This is a genomic window from Achromobacter sp. GW823-FHT04E03 (assembly GCF_058796095.1).
Genome location: NZ_JBXAIJ010000001.1, coordinates 1539636 through 1559153, shown reverse-complemented (window position 1 = coordinate 1559153; position 19518 = coordinate 1539636). Strand labels below are relative to the sequence as shown.

Annotated in this window: 19 protein-coding genes; 8 read left to right on the top strand and 11 right to left on the bottom strand. The window is 67.8% G+C overall.

Annotated features, from left to right (window positions below; translation table 11 throughout):
• Nucleotides 1-13: 13 nt before the first annotated feature.
• The 5 genes from AC1RHV_RS07340 to AC1RHV_RS07320 form a co-directional block, all read right to left on the bottom strand.
• On the bottom strand, nucleotides 14-718 hold the full coding sequence (locus AC1RHV_RS07340) for a 2OG-Fe(II) oxygenase (RefSeq protein WP_119449371.1): 705 nt from the start codon (nucleotides 716-718) through the stop codon (nucleotides 14-16).
• Between the two features lie 50 nt (nucleotides 719-768).
• Nucleotides 769-1464 (bottom strand): 2OG-Fe(II) oxygenase, encoded by a 696-nt coding sequence (locus AC1RHV_RS07335; protein WP_175181429.1) that lies wholly within the window; start codon nucleotides 1462-1464, stop codon nucleotides 769-771.
• Nucleotides 1465-1636: 172 nt separating this feature from the next.
• Nucleotides 1637-2323, bottom strand: a complete 687-nt coding sequence (locus AC1RHV_RS07330; RefSeq protein ID WP_175162993.1) for a dUTPase — start codon at nucleotides 2321-2323, stop codon at nucleotides 1637-1639.
• A 69-nt stretch (nucleotides 2324-2392) separates the two neighbouring features.
• Nucleotides 2393-2911, bottom strand: a complete 519-nt coding sequence (locus AC1RHV_RS07325) for a hypothetical protein (protein ID WP_175213704.1) — start codon at nucleotides 2909-2911, stop codon at nucleotides 2393-2395.
• A gap of 16 nt (nucleotides 2912-2927) precedes the next feature.
• A complete protein-coding gene (locus AC1RHV_RS07320) occupies nucleotides 2928-3566 on the bottom strand; it encodes a DedA family protein (RefSeq protein WP_054455998.1) in 639 nt (212 codons plus the stop codon).
• A gap of 106 nt (nucleotides 3567-3672) precedes the next feature.
• Between AC1RHV_RS07320 and AC1RHV_RS07315 the strand changes: the two genes are divergently transcribed.
• On the top strand, nucleotides 3673-4713 hold the full coding sequence (locus AC1RHV_RS07315; protein ID WP_492300287.1) for a metal-dependent hydrolase: 1041 nt from the start codon (nucleotides 3673-3675) through the stop codon (nucleotides 4711-4713).
• 9 nt (nucleotides 4714-4722) lie between these two features.
• Here AC1RHV_RS07315 and AC1RHV_RS07310 read toward each other — a convergent pair whose 3' ends face one another.
• Complete coding sequence (locus AC1RHV_RS07310; protein ID WP_054456002.1) at nucleotides 4723-6150, bottom strand: amidase; 1428 nt, start codon at nucleotides 6148-6150, stop codon at nucleotides 4723-4725.
• A 16-nt stretch (nucleotides 6151-6166) separates the two neighbouring features.
• Nucleotides 6167-7159, bottom strand: a complete 993-nt coding sequence (locus AC1RHV_RS07305) for a Bug family tripartite tricarboxylate transporter substrate binding protein (RefSeq protein WP_310535661.1) — start codon at nucleotides 7157-7159, stop codon at nucleotides 6167-6169.
• Between the two features lie 138 nt (nucleotides 7160-7297).
• On the opposite strand from AC1RHV_RS07305, the gene AC1RHV_RS07300 reads away from it, so the two are divergent.
• From AC1RHV_RS07300 to AC1RHV_RS07270, 7 genes are all read left to right on the top strand, one after another.
• A complete protein-coding gene (locus AC1RHV_RS07300; RefSeq protein WP_125470007.1) occupies nucleotides 7298-8236 on the top strand; it encodes a LysR family transcriptional regulator in 939 nt (312 codons plus the stop codon).
• A 158-nt stretch (nucleotides 8237-8394) separates the two neighbouring features.
• The gene (locus AC1RHV_RS07295) at nucleotides 8395-9162 is read left to right on the top strand and encodes an IclR family transcriptional regulator (RefSeq protein ID WP_175163001.1); all 768 of its coding nucleotides are present in this window, start codon (nucleotides 8395-8397) and stop codon (nucleotides 9160-9162) included.
• A 70-nt stretch (nucleotides 9163-9232) separates the two neighbouring features.
• Nucleotides 9233-9937: a dipeptidase PepE gene (pepE, locus tag AC1RHV_RS07290; RefSeq protein ID WP_054456008.1), complete on the top strand. Its 705-nt coding sequence runs from the start codon at nucleotides 9233-9235 to the stop codon at nucleotides 9935-9937.
• Nucleotides 9934-10863 (top strand): DUF1177 domain-containing protein, encoded by a 930-nt coding sequence (locus tag AC1RHV_RS07285; protein WP_492300284.1) that lies wholly within the window; start codon nucleotides 9934-9936, stop codon nucleotides 10861-10863. The genes pepE and AC1RHV_RS07285 overlap by 4 nt, the downstream gene beginning before the upstream one ends.
• Nucleotides 10860-11546 carry an AroM family protein gene (locus tag AC1RHV_RS07280; protein ID WP_175163008.1) on the top strand — a complete coding sequence of 229 codons (687 nt, stop codon included), beginning with the start codon at nucleotides 10860-10862 and terminating at the stop codon, nucleotides 11544-11546. The genes AC1RHV_RS07285 and AC1RHV_RS07280 overlap by 4 nt, the downstream gene beginning before the upstream one ends.
• A gap of 117 nt (nucleotides 11547-11663) precedes the next feature.
• Nucleotides 11664-12653 carry a Bug family tripartite tricarboxylate transporter substrate binding protein gene (locus tag AC1RHV_RS07275; RefSeq protein ID WP_492300282.1) on the top strand — a complete coding sequence of 330 codons (990 nt, stop codon included), beginning with the start codon at nucleotides 11664-11666 and terminating at the stop codon, nucleotides 12651-12653.
• A gap of 124 nt (nucleotides 12654-12777) precedes the next feature.
• The gene (locus tag AC1RHV_RS07270; protein WP_054456011.1) at nucleotides 12778-13671 is read left to right on the top strand and encodes a cation diffusion facilitator family transporter; all 894 of its coding nucleotides are present in this window, start codon (nucleotides 12778-12780) and stop codon (nucleotides 13669-13671) included.
• A gap of 99 nt (nucleotides 13672-13770) precedes the next feature.
• Here AC1RHV_RS07270 and coaBC read toward each other — a convergent pair whose 3' ends face one another.
• The 4 genes from coaBC to AC1RHV_RS07250 form a co-directional block, all read right to left on the bottom strand.
• A complete protein-coding gene (gene coaBC / locus AC1RHV_RS07265) occupies nucleotides 13771-14970 on the bottom strand; it encodes a bifunctional phosphopantothenoylcysteine decarboxylase/phosphopantothenate--cysteine ligase CoaBC (protein WP_054456013.1) in 1200 nt (399 codons plus the stop codon).
• Nucleotides 14971-15136: 166 nt separating this feature from the next.
• Entirely contained in the window at nucleotides 15137-15673 is a 537-nt protein-coding gene (gene lspA, locus AC1RHV_RS07260; RefSeq protein WP_054456015.1) for a signal peptidase II, read from the bottom strand.
• A gap of 2 nt (nucleotides 15674-15675) precedes the next feature.
• Complete coding sequence (gene ileS / locus AC1RHV_RS07255) at nucleotides 15676-18537, bottom strand: isoleucine--tRNA ligase (RefSeq protein WP_492300278.1); 2862 nt, start codon at nucleotides 18535-18537, stop codon at nucleotides 15676-15678.
• Complete coding sequence (locus AC1RHV_RS07250) at nucleotides 18527-19492, bottom strand: bifunctional riboflavin kinase/FAD synthetase (protein ID WP_054456020.1); 966 nt, start codon at nucleotides 19490-19492, stop codon at nucleotides 18527-18529. The genes ileS and AC1RHV_RS07250 overlap by 11 nt, the downstream gene beginning before the upstream one ends.
• Nucleotides 19493-19518 lie beyond the last annotated feature (26 nt).

Here is a 19518-nt window from a genome sequence, read left to right as displayed (position 1 = left end):
GCTGGGGCTGGCATCAGGGCGCATCGTGGAAAAACAGTTCAAGGCCGATGCGCGTGCCTTTGCGCACGCGGCTGACGGCATGCTTGAGGTTGACGCGGTAATAGCCCTTGGAACCGTGAAAGGGGCGTTCCCCCGTGGCGATGATGGCGACGTCGCCGAAACCGAGCGGCGCCACCAGCGGACGCGATTGCATGCGCGGGCGCTGCTCCGTCATCACGAACTCGCCGCCCTGGAAGCCGTCTCCCGGCTCGGACAGGAGCGCGACCGCCTGCATGGGGAAGACCTGTCCGCCTGTATTGCGCTGGTGCAGCGCGATGTAGTCTTCGACGCCGAGCCGGCTCAGGTGCGATTGCGCCCGGGTCTGGCCGGCGTCGCGGTTGCGCTGAAGAAAATCTTCCAGCTCATCGGGATAGCGCGCGCGCACGTCCAGAAGCTCGTTCCAGCGATTGGCGTGTACGACGAGCCGACGGTACAGCGCCGAGCGCCATTGCTCCAGCGGCGGCGGGATGCCGGCATCGAAGTAATACAGGTCGCCGCGCCCCAGGCCGGCGGATGCCAGGCTCACCCGCCGGGCGTCTGGCGCGTCGGCTTGCCGCGCCAGACTGCGCGCCGGTTCCGCGCCCAGCAGTCCTGGCAGCACGGCATAGCCTTCGGCGTCGAGCTGCGATCCGATGTCCGGCCAATCCAGGCGGTCCAGGCTGGTTTCGAGGGCGGTCATGCCGCTGTGATGCATAGGGTCCTCATCGATGGTCGCAAGCGTGCGCGGCATCATGCCGCGTCATGAAAAATGATGCCCAAGGTGTGGCGCCGGCCGCTGCGCACGCGGCTCACGCCATGCCGCATGGCGACCTTGCGCGGCCCGCGCGCGCCCGCCGCGGGCCGTTGATTGACGGTGAACACCACCGCGTCGCCCTGGCCCAGCGTCACGACGTCGGCGCGCTGGCTTCTGGCCGCAAGCTCGGTCATGACGAATTCGCCGCCGGTGAAATCCTTGCCCGGCACGGCCAGCAGGATGGCGACCTGCAGCGGAAACACATGTTCGCCATAGAGATCCTGGTGCAGGCAGTTGTAGTCGCCCTCGCCGTACTGGAGCATCAATGGCGTTGGACGCGTCTGGCCCGCCCGGTGGCAGCGTTGCAGGTAGGCGTCCAGTTCGGGCGGGTACTGCGTATCCGCGCGCAGCCGCTGGTTCCAGCGGTTGGCGATCGGCGCCAGCCGGGCATAGAGCGCGTGGCGCAATTGATCGAGCAGCGGCGGCAAGGGGTAGGCGAAGTACTTGTACTCGCCGCGGCCGAAGCCATGCCGCGCCATGACGATGCGCGAGCGAAAGCGCGCTTCATCCGGGTAGAGGGCGGCGAGGGCGCGGCATTGCGCGGGCGTCAGCAGTCCGGGCAGCACGGCGTTGCCGTGGGCATCGAGCGCTTGCTCCACGTTCTGCCAGTCATAGTCGGCTGCTGCTGTCATGTCCTTGTCTCCGCTTGCCGCGGCGCGCATGCCCGGTCCTCCCTGTGATTACAGGCGAGGCCAGTGTAGAAATCCACCGCCTTTTTGAAACTCCGTTTGTTGCGCTTGCTTTCTCCAAAACAAAAAACGCCGCGGATGGCGGCGTCTTCAGGCGGGCAGGAACCGTCGCGGCTCAGAGGCGCGAATAAGCCTGCTCCAGTTCGCGGTGCAACTGGTCGGCGAAATCCTCGCGCGCGGGATCCAGCTGCGACAGCAGGCGGGCCAGCACGACGTTGTCTTCCTCGCCATTCCAGATCTTGATGTAGGTGCCTTCCTTGTAGCCATGCTGCTGGCGGAAGATGTTCAGCACGTTCTTGGACACGTATTGCGTGTAGGCGTCGTTCCAGCTCATCTCGCAGGACGTCATGGTCTGTTCCAGGACCTTGAAGCTGGCGCGTCCGCACACGGCCAGGCCGCCGATCAGCTCCAGCAGTTCGGGCACGTTCAGCTGGTCCAGCGCATGGGTCTTGCCGTCCAGCGCGACCGAGGCCGGGCCGGACAGGTCCGCGACCAGCGCGTCGGCGGCGGCGCCGATGTCGCCGCGGGACTGGACGATGGTGTGCGACAGATAGAAGTGCAGGATGTCCACCAGCTCCATCTGCACTTGCGGCAGGTCGATGGTCTGCTTCTTCCACCATTTCCAGCCGTAGTGTTCCAGCGCTTCGGCGGATTCGACGAAGGCGGCGCGCAGGAAGCGGGCTCCGCCGTTGACCCAGTCCGGATTGATCATGCTGTTCAAGTGGCCCTGCAGCTTCAGCATCGTGGCCGCCTGGGCCTGGTTCAATCCGACTACGTTATTCACTTTCACTCCGTGGTTCATGGGTCTTTCGACAGCGGCGGAAATGTTAGCACCATTACCCGCGGGGGCCGCGCCGCCGTGATGCCGGAATCAGGCGTCGCCGTCCTTGCGGTAGGAAGAGCGCTTGAGCGGAGGCAGCGGCGTCTTGCCGCGCGGATTGCGCGCGTTGCGGGCCGCCTTGAACAGCATCATGGCAAAGAAGAACAGGAAGACGGCGGGCATGGCCTCGTCCAGGTCGAACCCGGGGCCGCGCAGGGCTTCGAAGATGATGCGCGCCCCGGCCCAGCCGGCCAGGATGCCGCCCACCGTCAGGATGACGCCGATCTTGCGCTGGGTGGCTTGGCGGGCCATCGATACCTCGGCGGCATCGGTCTGGCCCGGGGCCGCGGGCGGCGCTTGCCGCGATTGCAGGGGCGGCGGGGCCGCCTTGCCCCAGGGCGCGCCGGATAGCGTTTCAGACGGAGAAGCGGGGGGCGGGGGCGGCGGAGCTGCCGGGCGGGATTGCGCCCGCTTGTCGGGAACCTGTCCCGGCGATGCGCCGCCGGCGCGCGTCAGGTTTTCGACGTAGCGCGCGAAATCGCCATTCCTGGGTTCCCCATCTATGGCCATTGCCCCTCTCTCCGGTTCAGTTGCCGCGGCGTTGGCGTGCCGGGACCCGGCGCTTGCGCAGCATGGCTATCAACAGCCCGCATCCTAGCAGTACCGAGAGGCCCGCGCCGATCATCATGGCAATCTGTTGCGCATTGTCCGCCGTACCCAGGCTGCGCGCGGTGATATAGCCCGGGGCCAGCATCAGCGGCATCCAGAGGATGGCCGAGGCGACGTTGGCCATCTGGAAGCGGCTGTGCCCCATGCCCATCACGCCGGCGACGGTGGGAATGGTGGAGCGGATGGGGCCGAGAAAGCGGCCGATCAGCACGGAGGCGAAGCCGTAGCGGTAGAAGAACAGGCGTGCGCGCGCCACGCCGCTGCGCTGCTGCTTCAGCGGCCAGCGGCGCAGGATGCCAGGGCCGGCCCAGCGGCCCAGCCAGTAGGACAGGGCGTCGCCCACGATGGCGCCGGCGATGCCCCAGGCGATGATGGCCCAGGGATTCAGGGTGCCCGCGCCGATCAGGCCGCCGGTCAGCAGCATCAGGGCCGTGGCCGGGATGAACAGGCCCAGCAGCACCATGGATTCGCCCAGCGTGAGCAGAAAGGTGATCGGTCCCGCCCAGGCCTGGTTGGCCTCGATGAACATCGCGATCTGGTCGATGTATTGGTCCATATTTACGAAGTTGAAAATTAGCTGAACGCAATCAGGTATGTTAACGCCTGCGGAACTGCCGGTGCACCGTATAGTCCGTCTGGATGAAGCTAATTGTTGGAGAGTTATGGATTCGGTTACGCAGGCGGTACTGGGCGCGGGCATACAGGGCGCCCTCCTGGGGCGGGTGCAGGGGCGGCGGGCGTTGATCTACGGCGCGGCGCTGGCCACGGTGCCGGATCTGGATGTCCTGATGCGCTATCCGGACCCGGTGTCGCTCATGACCTACCACCGCGGCTTCTCGCACTCGGTCTTCGTGCTGACCGGCCTTGCGGTTTTCCTGGCCTGGCTGATCCGCAAGTACTGGCCGCAGGCGCCATACAGCGGACGCCGGCTGTTCCTGACCTTATGGCTGGTGCTGGTGACCCATCCCGTGCTGGACTCCTTCACGGTCTACGGGACGCAGCTGTTCTGGCCGCTGGCGCTCATCCCCGAAAGCTGGGCCGCCGTGTTCATCATCGACCCGGTCTATACCGTGCCGTTGCTGCTGGCGGTGTTGTTCGCCATCGGCTTCGGCATGACGCTGACGGCGCGCCGGCTGCTGGCCGCGGCGCTGGTGTTCAGCACGGCCTACCTGGGATTCGGGCTGGCCGCGCGCATCGCCGCCGAGGACCGCGTGCGCGAGGCGATGCAGGCGCAGGGCATTGCGCTGAGCGAACTGCGCGCCGTGCCCATGCCCTTCAACACGCTGGTGTGGCGCGTCATCGCCAAGACGCCCGACGGCCACTATTACGAATCGGTCAGCAGCCTGTTCGACAGCGATCCGCCGGAATGGCTGCGCCAGCCTCTGAACCTGGATGTGGTGCGGGCGCTGGCGGACGTGCCGTTGCACCAGCGCCTGCGCTGGTTCACGGACGACTGGCTGCGCTACGACGTCATCGGCAATGCCTTGGTGGTGACGGACCTGCGCATGGGCATGGCCGGGCATTACACCTTCCGCTTCAAGATGGCCGAACGCGCCGCGGACGGCAGCTGGCAGGCGGTGACGCCGTCCATCTGGCCCACCGAGCGCGGCGGTTGGGCCGAACTGAAGCTGGTGCTGGCGCGCATCCTGCATGCGCAGCCGCCCTTGCCGCTGGCGCAGTGGTCGGAACTGTCGACCAGATAGGAACGTGATTCAGGTTACCGCCGGCGGCCGCGGCAGCGGAGTGCCGGCTTGCTCATAGGCTTCGGCCGCCTGCAGCAGCTGCAGGTCGGCGTGGCAAGGGGCAACCAGCTGCAAGCCTATCGGCAGGCCATCCTGGCCCAGACCGCAAGGCACGCTGACGGCGGGGTGCCCGGTCAGGTTGAACAGCATGGTCCACGGATACCAGTGCGCGCGGATGTCGCCGTACGAGCGGCCGTCGATGTCCATGGTGTCGAATATGTCCGTGCCCAGCGGCAAGGCGGTGCGTGACATGGTCGGCATGGCCAGCAGGTCGGCCTGGCCGAACAGCGCCTGCACCTTGCGGTAGAGCGCGGTGCGGGCAAACATGGCTTCCTGGTATTGCTGGGCGCTGAACGCCGCGGCGGTGGCGATCTGCCGCCGGAAGGTGGGGCTGTAGGCGTCGGGCTCGCGTTCTATCAGTGGCAGGAAGCGGGTGCGCCAGACCGTGTGGTTGATGACGCGCCAGATGGGCTCGACATCGAAGCCCTCGCCGTCGAACGGTTCTACTTCCGCGCCCAGGTCGGCCAGGCGCGCCAGCGCCGCTTCGAATGCGCGGCGCACGTCGGCGGCCACGGGGCGGCCGGGCGGGGCGGCGCAATAGCGGACGCGCTTGCCGCGCAGCATCTCGGGATTGGCCGCCGCGCCGGCGTAGTCGGTCCTGGGTACGCCCAGTGACCACGGATCGCAGTCATGCGGGCCGGCCATGGCCGCCATCATCAGGCGGGTATCGGCCACGGTGCGCGTGGTCGGCGTCACGTAGGTCTGGTTGCCGATGGCGTCCTGCGCCTGGCTGTGCGGTATCGCGCCCAGGCTTTGCTTGAATCCCACCACGCCGTTGCACGCCGCGGGGATGCGGGTGGATCCGCCGCCATCGCTGGCCACCGCAAGCGCCGTGATGCCGGCGGCCGTTGCCGCCGCGGCGCCGCCGCTGGAGCCGCCGCAGGTGCGTTCCAGGTTCCAGGCGTTGCGGGTGTGGCCGAACAGCGGCGAATCCGTCATGGACTTGGAGCCGAATTCCGGCGTCGTGGTCTTGCCGATCAGGACGGCGCCTTGCTGGCGCAGCCGCGCCACGGCCACGGCGTCCTCGGCCGGCACGTTCGCGCTGAACGGCACGGCGCCGAAGGTGGTCCGCACGCCCGCGGTATTGACCAGATCCTTCACCGTGTAGGGCAGGCCATGCAAAAGGCCCGGCGCATCGCCGCGCATCAGCGCGGCCTCGGCAAGCCGGGCCTCGGCCATGGCCTCTTCGGCGCACAGCGTGATGAAACAGTTCAGGACGGGCTGCAGGCTTTCGGCCCGTTCCAGCGAGGCGCGCACCAGCTCGACCGGGGACACTGCCTTGGTCCGGATCAGGCTTGCGGCCTCTACCGCGCTCAAGTCGCAAAGGGAATCGCTCATCGAAGCCACGTTGCGCCTATTCGTCGAAGGAAATGCCGGCGGCCTTGACGATGGGGGCCCAGTGCGCGCGCTCGACGCCGATGCGGCGCTTGGCGCTCTGCGCGTCCTGGGGGTCGACCAGGAAGCCCGCGGTCTGCAGTTTTTCCACCAGCGCCGGCCGTTTGCCGGCGGCGACGAAAGCCTGTTCCAGTTGGGCGATCGTGGCGTCCGGCGTGGCCGCGGGAGCGTACACGCCATACCAGCTGGCGGCATGCTGGTACTGCGGGTAGCCCTGTTCCAGCAGCGTCGGCACATCGGGCAGGGAGGGCAGGCGGCGGCTGCCAGCCACGCCCAGGAATTTCACCTTGCCGGCGTTGTAGAGCGGCAGCATGCTGGCGACGGCGTCCCAGCCCATCGACACTTCGCCGCCCGCCACGTCCACCAGCATCGGCGCCGCGCCGCGGTAGAGCACGGGCACGACCTCCAGGCCGTTCTGGCCGCCCATTTCTATCGTGCCCAACTGGCCGGGGCTGCCTTGCGTCGCCAGGCCCAGGGTCGCCTTGGCGCGCGCCTGTTTGGCCCATTGCACGTATTCGGCCATGTTGCCGTAGGGTTGGGCGGCGCCCGTGACGGCGCCGGTGGGCACGTCGGCGACCAGGGCCACCGGGCGCAGGTCATGGTCCGGGTCGTATCCCAGCTTCTTGTAGGTCAGCGGAAAGATCACGAACATCGGCGACGAGCCCAGGTACAGGGTGAGCCCGTCCGCCTTGGCGCGCTTCACCACGTCGAAACCCAGGCGTCCCGATGCGCCGGGACGGTTCTCGACGATGACATTGGCGTAGCCCGCCGTCTGCAACTGTTCGGCGTAGGCGCGGGCCACCGCGTCGGCGGCGCCGCCCGCGGCGTAGCCGACCACCAGGCGCACGAGCTTGTCGCCGCCGGCTGGCTCTTGGGCCATCGCGCAGGGTTGCAGGCCTGCCGTCGTCGCGGCGGCAAGGATGAAGGCGAGAAGTCGGGGGCGGGCTAGCAAGGCGGTCTCCTGTTTGCGCTCTGTTGCTCCTGCGGCCTGGCCGGCCGCGGATCGGCTCACGGCCAATGCGCTATGCCGTTATCATCGGTCCGCCCGGGTTTACCGTATAGTGAATTATTCGACTAATGGATTGAGAAAATGGTCAAGTCGCAGCCCATTGAGTCGCTGGCTTCGCGCCTGAAGCTGCGGCATCTGCAGATCGCGCTGGCGTTGCGCGATGCGCCGTCGGCCAAGGAGGTGGCCGCGGCCGCGAACGTGAGCGAGTCCGCGGTCTCCAAAACCTTGGCCGAGCTGGAATCGCAGCTGGGTTTCAAGCTGTTCGAGCGCATCGGCAATGCCAAGCGCCCGACGAAAATGGGCCGCCAGATCCTGCCCATGATGGAGGCCGTGGTGGCGCAATCGCGCGGGCTGGCCCAAGCCGTAACGGACGTACGCAGCGGCCGCCTGGGCGAACTGCGCATCGGCGTGGCGACCGACATGGGCAAACTGACGCTTGCGCCCTTGATCCATGCCTTCAACCAGGCCCAGCCCGGCGTCGCGCTGGATGTGCAGGCTGGCGGATACCGCGCCATGGCGGACCTGTTGCTGGACGACAAGCTGGACGCGCTGGTGTGCTACGACGCGCCCGAGCTGACAGCGCCTGGCCTGGGACGCCTGCGGCTGGTGCCGCCGCAGCCGCTGGTGGTCGTCGCCAATGCCCGGCTGTCGCCGCTGGCCGCCCGCCGCCGCCTTACGCTGCCGGAGTTGCATGCAGAACCCTGGTGCAAGCCGCGTCCGGGCACGATGATGCACGACAAGCTGACCGCGCTGTTCCTGGGATGCGACCTGGGACTGCCGCCGCGCGGCATTCAGGTAAGTGATCTTTTGCTGACCGATGAATTCGTGCGCACCACGGATTACCTGGTCATGCTGCCGCTGGCGGCGGCCGAGCGCCTGACCGTCGCGGCAGAGGCGGTCATCCTGCCGGTCGAGCTGCGTGAACAGAATCCGCCCACGGTCGTCGTATGGCAACGTGCCGCCGAACGGCAGACTCCGCTGCATCGATTCCTGCAGTTCTGCGAGACGCCGGTTGGCTGAGGCATTCCGTTGATCTACATCGGGGGCCGGCGGCTCCCGCGACCAGGCCCCGGGCGACCCCGGGGCTTTTTCATGCTGTTCCCATATTGACCGCCGTCGAGCCCCGCATTATTCTTGTTCAACTTACAGGAACATAAGTTCCGTTTTTTGGAACAAACATGAGTATTCTCGATGGCGTCCAGCGTGTGCTGGGGCTATACGCGGAAGGCGCGTCGGAGCTGAGCTTCACGGAAGTGGCGGCGCGCCTGTCCATGCCCAAGAGCAGCGCGTCGCGCCTGCTCAACCAGATGCAGCACTACGGCTTGCTCGACCAGGACGCCGCCACGCGCCGCTACCGCGCGGGGGCGATGCTGGCGCAGGCGGTGCGCGCCGGCATGGCGGCCACGCCGCTGGACGACGCCTGCCGCGCGGTGCTGGCCCGGCTCTCCGACGACAGCGGCCTGACCGCCTATCTCTCCACCCTGAACCAGCGCGAGACCGTGGTGCTGCAGCGCCTGAACGGCTCGCACCCGGTGCAGGTGCTGTCGCCGCCCGGTTCGCGCCGCGCCGCCTCGGGCACCGCCATGGGCCGGGCGCTGCTGTCGCGCCTGAGCGAAGCCGAGTTCCAGGCGCTCTACGGCGCCGACGCCGACCAGCCGCTGCCCACCGAAGGCCGCGACTGTCCCGCCACGGTCGGCGATCTGGCCCGCCTGGTCGCGCAGACCCGCGCGGACCATTGCGGCGTGGCCATCGACCAGGCCATGCCGGGCATAGGCGCGGTGGCGGCCGCCGTGCGCGACCCCGCCACCGGCGAACTGCGCGGCCTGTGTTTGTCCTTCGTTTCCTTCCAGGCCGATGCCGCCCGCGTCGCGCGCTTGCGCGAGTCGGTGCTGCGGCAGGTGGGGGCGCTGGGCCGCGAACTGAACGATCCCTATTGGCTGGCCTGAACGCTTTCAGGCCCACAGATGCGTCCGCGCCGCCGGACACCCAGAAAATCCCCTTACGGAAATCCTCCACATGAACCTACTGCTCCTCAGCAATTCCAGCAGCGACGCCGGCTATCTGGTCCACGCGCTGCCCGACATCCGGGAACTGATCGCGTCGCTGCCGCAAGGCGCGCCGGCCGTCTTCGTGCCGTACGCTGGCGTCACGCGCGACTGGGACGACTACACCGCGCTGGTGGCGTCGGCCCTGGCGGATACCGGCCTGGACATCCAGGGGCTGCATCGCGCCGAGGATCCCGTGGCCGCGCTGGAAGGCGCCGCGATCATCATCGTGGGCGGCGGCAACACCTTCAACCTGCTGGGCCAGCTGCGCCGCCAGGGCCTGCTGGACGTCGTGGCGCGCCGCGTGCGCGAGGGCGCGGCCTATCTGGGCTGGAGCGCAGGCTCCAACCTGAGCTGCCCCAGCATCTGCACCACCAACGACATGCCCATCACGGACCCGCAAGGCTTCGACGCCCTGGGCTTGCTGTCGTTCCAGATCAATCCGCACTACACCAATGCCCATCCGCCCGGACACCGCGGCGAAACCCGCGCCCAGCGCCTGGCCGAGTTCTGCACGCTGAATCCGCAGATGCCCGTGCTGGGCTTGCCGGAAGGCTCCGCGCTGCGCGTGCGCGGCAATCGAATCGACCTGGTCGGCCCGCACGACGCGCCGCTGTTCCTCGGCAACGAAGAGCCGCGCGTGTTCCGTCCGGGTCCCGTGGAGATCCCGGCATGAAGCACGTCATCGACGCCATCGAACTGCTGTCCTCTGCGCACATCACGGGCGAGGCCGTGGCCGAACAGCTGCGCGCGGCGGGCAACTGTGAAGTCGAAGTGACCCGGCTGGAGCGCGACGGCGCGGCCACCGAATTCCTGTCCATCGTCATTCCGGGCCTCGACGACACCGCGCCGCAACTCGGCATCGTCGGCCGCCTTGGCGGCATCGGCGCGCGTCCGGCGGTCACCGGCCTGGTGTCCGACAGCGACGGCGCGGTGGTCGCGATTGCCGCGGCGTTCAAGCTGATGGCCATGGCGCGCCAAGGTGACGTCATGCCGGGCACCGTGCGCATCCGCACCCACATCTGCCCGCGCGCCGGCACGCGGCCGCACCATCCGGTGCCGATGATGCGTTCGCCATTCCCGATGCGCGAGATGATGTCGCATGAAGTCGACCCGCGCATGGACGCGATCCTGTCCGTCGACACCACGCGCGGCAACCGCCTGGTCAACAAGCGCGGCGTGGCGCTGACGCCGGTCGCGCGCCAGGGCTATCTGCTGCGCATTCCCGAGACCATGCTGGACGTCATGGGCTGGGTCAGCGGCGAACTGCCGGTGACCTTGCCGCTGACCACGCAGGACATCACGCCTTACGAAAACGGCCTGTGGCACGTGAACTCGTTGATGCAGCCCACGATCGTCACCGGCGCGCCGGTGGTGGGCGTGGCGCTGACCGCGCAGACCACTGTGCCGGGCTGCGCCACGGGCGTGACCAACGCCGTGGACGCCGACGTCGCCATGCGTTTCTGCATCGAGATCGCCAAGCTCTACGGGCAGGGCGCGATGAGCTTCGTCGACGAAACGGAATGGGCCGCCTTGCAGAGCCGCTACGGTTCGATGGCGCATCTGCAGACCGTGGGCCGCGAAAGCGCGGGCGAGGCATGAGCGCGCAGCCGCGCCGCGTGGCGTTCTTCACCATCGGCCAGTCGCCGCGCAGCGACGTGGTGCCCGAGATGGCCCCGCTTTTGGGCGCGCAGGTGCGCATCGACGAATTCGGCGCGCTCGACGGGCTGGACGCCGCGGGCCTGGCCGCGCTGGCGCCCAAGCCGGGCGAATACCGCTTCGCCACCCGCATGCGCGACGGCTCGCAGATCGAACTGGACGCGGCCGCCGCCGAGGCGCGCTTGGCCGAGGTCATGCGCCAGGCCGATGCCGCGGGCTACGACGTGCTGGTGCCGCTGTGCACCGGCACCGCGATCGCGCCGATGCGCACGCTGGTGGTGGAGCCGCAGCAGGTGGTGGACCACCTGGTCGCCGGCCTGGCCGAGCATTGCCGCAAGGTGGGCCTGGTGGTGCCGCTGGAGGCGCAGGTCGATGCCTTCCACATGGTCGTGCCGCTGTCCTGCGAGACCGTGGTCGTGCATGCCTCCCCCTACGAAGCCGACGCGGCCCTGGCCGCACTCAACTTCGAGCGGGCCGGCCGCGAACTCGCGTCCTGCGACCTGATCGTCATGCATTGCATGGGCTACGCCGAGCGCATGCGCCAGGCCGTGGCACAGGCCTCAGGCCGGCCGGTGCTGCTGTCCAACCGCATGGTGGCGCAGACGCTGGCGCAAATACTGGAATAACGCCGCGGGTACCGCTCCGCGACCCGGCCGCGCATGGATGCGCGGCGCGACGCGGACGGGCGAGCGGCGAGAGGAGACGAAGCGGGCTTCGTCAATCAATCGTTGGGAGTGTTTTTCATGTTCAGCCGTAATCTGCATCGCGCCGCTGGCGCACTGTTCGCCGTCACAGCCCTGACGGCCGCGCCGGCCTTCGCCGCCGACGCCTGGAAGCCCGCCAAGCCGGTGCGCCTCCTGGTGGGCTTTGCGCCCGGCGGTTCCGCCGATACCCTGGCGCGCCTCCTGGCCGAGCCGCTGTCGCAGCGCCTGGGCCAACCCGTCGTGGTCGAAAACCTGGCCGGCGCAGGCGGCAACATCATGGCGTACCGCCTGGCCCAGTCGCCGGCCGACGGCTACACCATCGGCATCGCCGCCGCCGGGTCCATGGCCATCACCCATGTCCTGAACCCCAAGGGCACCAACTACAAGCCGGCGGACTTCACGCCTGTCACGCTGGCCGCGGTGCAGCCCAACGTGGTCATCGTCAACAAGGACGTGCCGGCCAACAATCTGGCCGAGCTGAAGGAATACTTCCAGAAGACGCCGACCGCCACCTACGGCACCGCCGGCGTGGGCATTTCCAACCACCTGATCGCCGAGACCATGCTCTACAAGCTGGGCGTGAAGGTGCCGCACGCCGCCTACCGCGGCGCCGCGCCCGTCGTCACCGACCTGCTGGGCGGCCACATCGCCATGACGATGGACAACATCTCCACCGCCGCGCCGCTGGCCTCGCAAGGCAAGGTCAAGGCCATCGCCGTGGCCTCGATCAAGCGCGCGCCGCAGCTGCCCAACGTGCCGACGCTGGACGAGCAGGGCCTGAAGGGCTTCGACATGCCGACCTGGCAAGGCGTGTTCGCGCCCGCCGGGCTGCCCGCCGACGTGCTGGCCGCCTACTACGCGGCCATGCAGGACGTGCTGAAGCAGCCGGCGCTGGTCGAGAAGATGGCCGGCCTGGGTTCCGAGCCGGTCACCGGCATGACGCCCGAGCAGTTCGGCCAGTTCCTGGAGAAGGACCGCCAGCAATGGGCCGATATCGTCAAGGCGGCCAACATCAGCCTGGAGCAGTAAGCCGGGTTGTCCAACAAAAACCCTCCGGTGGCACGGAGGGTTTTTTTCATGGCGCGAGCCGCCGCGCTTGACTCTGAAGCCGCTACAGGCTTTGTCATGGTGCCTTTCCCCGACCAGGACAGCCATGAGCGACAGCCATCAGCACGGCGACGTGCGCGCCTTGCCCGAATCCCGCCTCTGGATCGCCTTGGGCCTGACCGGCAGCTTCATGCTGGTCGAGATCGCGGGCGGCCTGATCACAGGCAGCCTGGCATTGATTTCCGATGCCATGCACATGATGACCGACGCCATGGCCTTGCTGCTGGCGCTGGTGGCGATACGCGCCGGTCGCAAGGCGGCGGACCTGATGCGCACCTATGGCTACGCCCGCTTCGAGATACTGGCGGCGGCGGTCAATGCGCTGGTGTTGTTGGGCGTCGCGTTCTACATCCTGTACGAGGCCTACCAGCGCCTGTCGGCGCCGCAGGAGATCCAGTCGCTGGGGATGCTGGCCGTCGCCGTGGTGGGGCTCATCGTCAACCTGATCTCGATGCGCATGCTGGCAGGCGCCAAGGACGAAAGCCTGAACGTGAAGGGCGCCTATCTGGAGGTATGGGCCGACATGCTGGGCTCGATCGGCGTGATCGTCGGCGCTGTGCTCATCTGGTTCACGGGCTGGCGCTGGGTGGATTCGGCGCTGGCGGTGGGCATAGGCTTCATGGTGTTCCCGCGCACCTGGGTGCTGCTGCGCGAGTGCGTGAATATCCTGCTGGAAGGCGTGCCGCCGGGCATGAACCTGCAGGCCGTGCGCGCCGCCATCGCCGGCACGGCCGGTGTGGCTTCCATCCATGACATACACCTGTGGGCGGTGACGCAGAGCAATCCCATGCTCACGGGTCACGTGGTGCTGGCGGCCGGGGCCGACGGCGAACAGGTACGCCGGGCCATCGAGGACAGGCTGCAGGCGGATTTCGACCTGCACCATACGACGCTGCAGATGGAGCGCGAGGATCGTTCCTCGCAGGAGCATATCCACTGACGACGGCCGCATGAGCGGCAAGCCCGCAAGCAAATAAAAACCCCTGTCCGCAGACAGGGGTTCATCGGCAGCCAGGCCAGGCCGCGAGGCCTGCTCTTTTTATTTGCCTGGCACTCTGGCCGCGATCTCGGCGATCAGTCGCCGCGCGGCGTCCAGCTTGTCGGCGGCGGGCAGGGGATGGGTGCCTTGCTCGTCGAACAGCACCAGTTCGGTGGTGTCCGCATCCATGACCTTGTGCGCCAGGTTGCCCACCAGCAGCGGAATGCCCTTGCGCGTGCGCTTGGCTTCGGCATGCTCGGCCAGCTTCTCGGTTTCGGCGGCGAAGCCGACGCACCAGGGGCCGTCGGGCAGCTTGGCCACTTCGGCCAGGATGTCCGGATTGGGTTCGAATTCCATCACGGGCGCGCCGCCGCCTTCGCTGGTCTTCTTCAGCTTCTGGTTGCTGACGTTCTTGACGCGCCAGTCGGCCACCGCGGCCACCGCGATGAAGATGTCCGCGTCGGCCGCGCTGGCCATCACGGCGTCGTGCATCTGGCGCGCGGTCGTGACCGACAGCGCGGTGACGCCGCGCGGCACCTGCAGGAAGGTGGCGCCGGTGATCAGCGTGACGCGGGCGCCGGCCTCGCGGGCGGCGCGCGCCAGCGCGTAGCCGGTCTTGCCCGACGAACGGTTGCTCAGCACGCGCACCGGGTCCACGGGTTCGGACGTGGGACCGGCGGTCAGCAGCACGTGGCGGCCGGCGAGCAGCTTGGGCTGGAAGAAGGCGATCAGGTCGGTCAGCAGTTCATGCGCTTCCAGCATGCGGCCATCGCCCGTTTCGCCGCAGGCCTGTTCGCCGGCGGAGGGCCCCAGCACGCTGATGCCGTCGGCGCGCAGTTGTTCGACGTTGCGCTGCGTGGCCGGGTTGGCCCACATCTCGCGGTTCATGGCGGGCGCCACCAGCAGCGGACAGGCGCGCGCCAGGCATAGCGTGGACAGCAGGTCGTCGGCCATGCCGTGCGCCAGCTTGGCCATGAAGTCGGCGCTGGCCGGCGCAATCAGCACCGCGTCCGCGCCGCGCGTCAGGTCGATGTGCGCCATGTTGTTGGGCACGCGGGCATCCCAGGCATCCACGAACACCGGACGGCCCGACAGGGCCTGCATGGTGACCGGCGTGATGAAGTGCGTGGCCGCCTCGGTCATGACCACGTCGACGGTGGCGCCTTGTTCGGTCATGCGCCGCACCAGTTCGGCGATTTTGTAGCAGGCGATGCCGCCGGTCAGGCCGAGGACGATGCGTTTGCGGGCGAGGTCGAGCATGAGGGAGGCGGCGGGTTCAGCGCCGTGTAAACGAGGAACGGACAGTGATTTTATTCTGCATTGCGGCATTGCGCCTTTCGCGATGCGTTCAGGGGGCATCAAGCAGGACAAAAACCGTGGGAAATGCTGAAGGAAGCCGGGGCGTCGCGCCCCGGCCGGGCCATCTTCAGGCCTGGGTCTTGGCCTTGCGGCCGCGCAGGAGTTCGTCCAGCACCAGCAATATGGCGCCGCAGGTGATGCCCACGTCCGCCAGGTTGAAGGCGGGGAAGTAGGAGGTGTTCCAGTAGAACAGCAGGAAGTCCACCACGTGGCCATAGACCACGCGGTCGATGACGTTGCCGATGGCGCCGCCCAGGATCAGGGTCAGCGCCAGGCTGAAACGCGGCTGGCCATGGGTACGGCGCAGGATGATGGTGATGACCACCGCCGCCACGCAGCCCAGGCCGGTGAACAGCCAGCGCTGCCAGCCTTCTTCGGACGCCAGGAAACTGAAGGCGGCGCCGCGGTTGTACATCAGCGTGAAGTCGAAGACCGGCAGCACGTTGACGCGTTCTCCGTACTGGAACGAGGTGTTGAAGTAGACCTTGGTCAACTGGTCCAGCACGATGATGAGCAATGCCAGGGCCAGCCAGCCGCCCACGCGCGCCGGCGCGGCGCGGACGGGGGCGGCGCCCGTCACTCCGGGGTCGGAGGGGCGGGCCATGCTCAAGCCTTGTCGCGGGCTTCGCCCGTGCCGAACAGGTTGGACACGCAGCGGCCGCAGATCTCGGGATGATCCGCGTCCTGGCCCACGTCCAGGCGCCAGTGCCAGCAGCGCTCGCACTTCTTGTGCGTGGACGGCGTGACCTCGATGCGGGTTTCGCCTTCGCCCGCGTGCACCGTGGCGCGCGAGACGATCAGCACGAAGCGCAGGTCGTCGCCCAGGCTGGCCAGCAGTTCCTGGTCGGCGCCGTTGGCGTACAGGTCCACTTCGGCCTGCAGCGAGGAGCCGATGTCGCCGGCCGTGCGCACTTCTTCCAGCTTGCGCTGGACTTCGGCGCGGATGGCGCGCAGACGCGCCCACTTGGCCGACAAGGCGTCGGCATCGGCGAACGGGGGCAGCGCGTGGTAGACCTCGGTGAAGATCGTGGTGCGGGCGGCGTCGGCCTGGTTCTTCAAGGCCGAGTTGACCAGTTCCTTCCAGGCTTCTTCAGCGGTGAAGGACAGGATTGGCGCCATCAGCTTGAGCAGCGTCTGCGTGATGTCCAGCAGGGCCGTCTGGGCCGAGCGGCGCGCGCGGCTGTCCTCGGCCGAGGTGTACAGGCGGTCCTTCAGGATGTCCAGGTAGAACGCGCCCAGGTCTTCCGAGCAGAACGTCTGCAGGCGCGAGACGGCGGGGTGGAAGTCGTAGCGTTCGTAGTTGGCCTGGACCTCGGCCTGCATCTGCGCCGTCATGGCCAGCGCATAGCGGTCGATCTCGAACAGTTCGCCATAAGGAACGGACTGCGTCACCGCGTCGAAGTCGGCCAGGTTGGCCAGCAGGAAGCGCAGCGTGTTGCGGATGCGGCGGTAGCCTTCGACCACGCGCTTCAGGATCTCGTCCGAGATGGACAGTTCACCCGAGTAATCGGTGGACGCCACCCACAGGCGCAGGATTTCCGCGCCCAGCGAGTCGGACACCTTTTGCGGGGCGATCACGTTGCCCACCGACTTGCTCATCTTGCGGCCCTGGCCGTCCACCACGAAGCCGTGCGTGAGCAGGGCCTTGTAGGGCGGTTGGCCGTAGAGCATGCAGCCAGTCAGCAGCGACGAATGGAACCAGCCGCGGTGCTGGTCCGAGCCTTCCAGGTACAGGTCGGCGGGCCAGGCGAGTTCAGCGCCATGCGAGCCGGCGAAGTCGCCGTCCTTGCCGCCCAGCACCGTGGCGTGCGTGCTGCCCGAGTCGAACCACACGTCCAGCGTGTCGCGGTTCTTTTCGTACTGGTCGGCTTCATCGCCCAGCAATTCGCGCGGATCCAGCGTCTGCCAGGCTTCGATGCCGCCTTGTTCGACGCGCTGCGCCACCTGTTCCAGCAATTCGGAGGTGCGCGGGTGCAGTTCGCCGGTTTCCTTGTGCACGAAGAAGGCCATCGGCGTGCCCCATTGCCGCTGGCGCGACAGCGTCCAGTCGGGGCGGTTGGCGATCATGGCGTGCAGGCGGGCGCGGCCCCAGGCCGGATAGAAGGCCGTGGCGTCGATGCCGGCCAGCGCCGATTCGCGCAGGGTCGGGCCGCCGTCCTTGGGGGCCACGTCCATGCCGGCGAACCACTGGCTGGTGGCGCGGTAAATGATGGGGGTCTTGTGGCGCCAGCAGTGCATGTAGCTGTGCTTGTGCTTTTCCACGTGCATCAGCGCGCCGGCTTCCGTCAGCGCCTCGACGATCTTGGGGTTGGCGTCCCAGATGGACAGGCCGCCGAACAGCGCCAGGCTGTCCACGTACTTGCCGTCGCCCATGACCGGGCTGATGAAGTCGGTGTCCTTCATGCCGTGCTCCTTGCACGAGATGAAGTCCTCGATGCCGTACGCCGGCGCCGAGTGCACCACGCCGGTGCCGGAGTCGGCCGTCACGTAGTCGCCCAGGTAGGCGGGCGACTTGCGGTCGTAGGCGGTGTTGAACTGCGCCAGCGGGTGGCGGAATTCGATGCCCGACAGCGCCGCGCCCGGGGCCGTGGCGATCACTTCGCCTTCCAGGTTCCAGGCTTTCAGGCAGGCTTCGACGCGTTCCTTGGCGATCAGCAGGAGCGGACCGAACTTGGGAACCGGCGTCACGCGCACCAGCGCGTATTCGATTTCGGGATGCAGGTTCAGCGCCTGGTTGGACGGGATGGTCCAGGGCGTGGTGGTCCAGATGACGATGGCGCCGTCTTCCACCGAGTCCAGGCCGAAGGCGCTGGCCAGCTTGGCGTGCTCGGCGAACGGGAAGGCCACGTCCACCGCCGGATCGACGCGGTCGGCGTACTCGACCTCGGCTTCGGCCAGGGCCGAGCCGCAGTCGAAACACCAGTTCACGGGCTTCAGGCCGCGGAACACGTAGCCCTTGTCCAGGATGCGGCCCAGCGCGCGGATTTCGTCGGCTTCATTGCTGAAGTTCATCGTCATGTAGGGACGATCCCACTCGCCCAGCACGCCCAGGCGCTTGAAGTCCTTGCGCTGGCGGTCGATCTGTTCGAGGGCGTAGGCGCGGGCCTTGGACTGCACTTCCGCCACGGGCAGGTGCTTGCCGTACTTCTTTTCGATCTGGATTTCGATCGGCATGCCGTGACAGTCCCAGCCCGGCACGTAATGCGCGTCATAGCCGGCCATGTTGCGGCTCTTGACGATGATGTCCTTCAGGATCTTGTTGACCGCGTGGCCGATGTGGATGTCGCCGTTGGCGTAGGGCGGGCCGTCGTGCAGCACGAAGCGCGGCCGGCCGCGGCTGGCGGCGCGGATCGCCTGGTAGACGTGGTTTTCTTCCCACTGCGAAATCCAGGCGGGCTCGCGCTTGGCGAGGTCGCCCCGCATGGGGAAGGGGGTATCGGGCAGGTTGAGGGTCTTTTTATAGTCCATGAACGGCAAAATAGGCGCGCGCGTTTCGCGCGTCTTCGGCGATGGCGGCAGTCAGGGAAGGGAGGTCAGGAAATTTTTCTTCGTCCCGCAGCTTTTGCAGGAATTCGACGCGTACGAGTTTACCGTAAGCGTCGACGGTCTCGTCGAGCAGGTGCGACTCCAGCAGCACGCGGCCGCGGTCTTCGACCGTGGGGCGCACGCCCAGGCTGGCGACCGCCGGCAGCGGGCGGTCGGCCAGGCCGTAGACCTGCACCACATAAATGCCCGAGCGCGCGGCGCAGCGCTCGGCCACCCGCAGATTCATGGTGGGAAAGCCCAGCGTGCGGCCCAGCTTCTGGCCGTGGATCACGTGGCCGCTGATGTGGTACGGGTGGCCCAGCAGGTGGCGGGCGCGCTCCAGGTCGCCCACCGCCAGCGCGGTGCGCACCTCGGAACTGGAGATCCGGTGCCCTTGCTGGTCGGTCACGTCCGCCAGGGTCTGCACCTCGAAGCCATGGCGCAGGCCGGCCTCGCGCAGCAGGTCGATGTCGCCGCTGCGCTTGTGGCCGAAGCGGAAGTCCTCGCCCACCAGCAGCCATTTGGCATGCAGGCCCTGGACCAGCAATTGTTCGATGAAGGCGTTGGCCGACATTTCGGCCAGGCGGGCGTTGAAGCGCTCCACCACGACCTGGCTGATGCCGTAACGCGCCAGCGCCGCCAGCTTGTCGCGCAAACCCGAAATACGGGTGGGCGCCAGCTCCGGGCGTTGATTCAGGGTGGCGAAATACTCCCGCGGATGCGGCTCGAAGGTCATCACGGCGGGCGTCAGGTTGCGGTCGCGAGCGACTTGGCAGACGCGCGCCAGCATGGCCTGGTGTCCGCGATGGACGCCGTCGAAATTGCCGATCGTCAGCGCGCAAGGGGCGCGCCGGTCGGGCGGGGGCAGGGATCGGTAGATGCGCAGCGATGGTTTCACGAGCGAGAGTTTACAATTTTGGATTC

What these genes read in the sequence shown, in the direction of transcription:
- AC1RHV_RS07340 (WP_119449371.1), bottom strand. Translation starts at nt 718, where the DNA reads ATGACCGCCCTCGAAACCAGCCTGGACCGCCTGGATTGGCCGGACATC.
- AC1RHV_RS07335 (WP_175181429.1), bottom strand. Translation starts at nt 1,464, where the DNA reads ATGACAGCAGCAGCCGACTATGACTGGCAGAACGTGGAGCAAGCGCTC.
- AC1RHV_RS07330 (WP_175162993.1), bottom strand. Translation starts at nt 2,323, where the DNA reads ATGAACCACGGAGTGAAAGTGAATAACGTAGTCGGATTGAACCAGGCC.
- AC1RHV_RS07325 (WP_175213704.1), bottom strand. Translation starts at nt 2,911, where the DNA reads ATGGCCATAGATGGGGAACCCAGGAATGGCGATTTCGCGCGCTACGTC.
- AC1RHV_RS07320 (WP_054455998.1), bottom strand. Translation starts at nt 3,566, where the DNA reads ATGGACCAATACATCGACCAGATCGCGATGTTCATCGAGGCCAACCAG.
- AC1RHV_RS07315 (WP_492300287.1), top strand. Translation starts at nt 3,673, where the DNA reads ATGGATTCGGTTACGCAGGCGGTACTGGGCGCGGGCATACAGGGCGCC.
- AC1RHV_RS07310 (WP_054456002.1), bottom strand. Translation starts at nt 6,150, where the DNA reads ATGAGCGATTCCCTTTGCGACTTGAGCGCGGTAGAGGCCGCAAGCCTG.
- AC1RHV_RS07300 (WP_125470007.1), top strand. Translation starts at nt 7,298, where the DNA reads ATGGTCAAGTCGCAGCCCATTGAGTCGCTGGCTTCGCGCCTGAAGCTG.
- AC1RHV_RS07295 (WP_175163001.1), top strand. Translation starts at nt 8,395, where the DNA reads ATGAGTATTCTCGATGGCGTCCAGCGTGTGCTGGGGCTATACGCGGAA.
- pepE (WP_054456008.1), top strand. Translation starts at nt 9,233, where the DNA reads ATGAACCTACTGCTCCTCAGCAATTCCAGCAGCGACGCCGGCTATCTG.
- AC1RHV_RS07285 (WP_492300284.1), top strand. Translation starts at nt 9,934, where the DNA reads ATGAAGCACGTCATCGACGCCATCGAACTGCTGTCCTCTGCGCACATC.
- AC1RHV_RS07280 (WP_175163008.1), top strand. Translation starts at nt 10,860, where the DNA reads ATGAGCGCGCAGCCGCGCCGCGTGGCGTTCTTCACCATCGGCCAGTCG.
- AC1RHV_RS07275 (WP_492300282.1), top strand. Translation starts at nt 11,664, where the DNA reads ATGTTCAGCCGTAATCTGCATCGCGCCGCTGGCGCACTGTTCGCCGTC.
- AC1RHV_RS07270 (WP_054456011.1), top strand. Translation starts at nt 12,778, where the DNA reads ATGAGCGACAGCCATCAGCACGGCGACGTGCGCGCCTTGCCCGAATCC.
- coaBC (WP_054456013.1), bottom strand. Translation starts at nt 14,970, where the DNA reads ATGCTCGACCTCGCCCGCAAACGCATCGTCCTCGGCCTGACCGGCGGC.
- lspA (WP_054456015.1), bottom strand. Translation starts at nt 15,673, where the DNA reads ATGGCCCGCCCCTCCGACCCCGGAGTGACGGGCGCCGCCCCCGTCCGC.
- ileS (WP_492300278.1), bottom strand. Translation starts at nt 18,537, where the DNA reads ATGGACTATAAAAAGACCCTCAACCTGCCCGATACCCCCTTCCCCATG.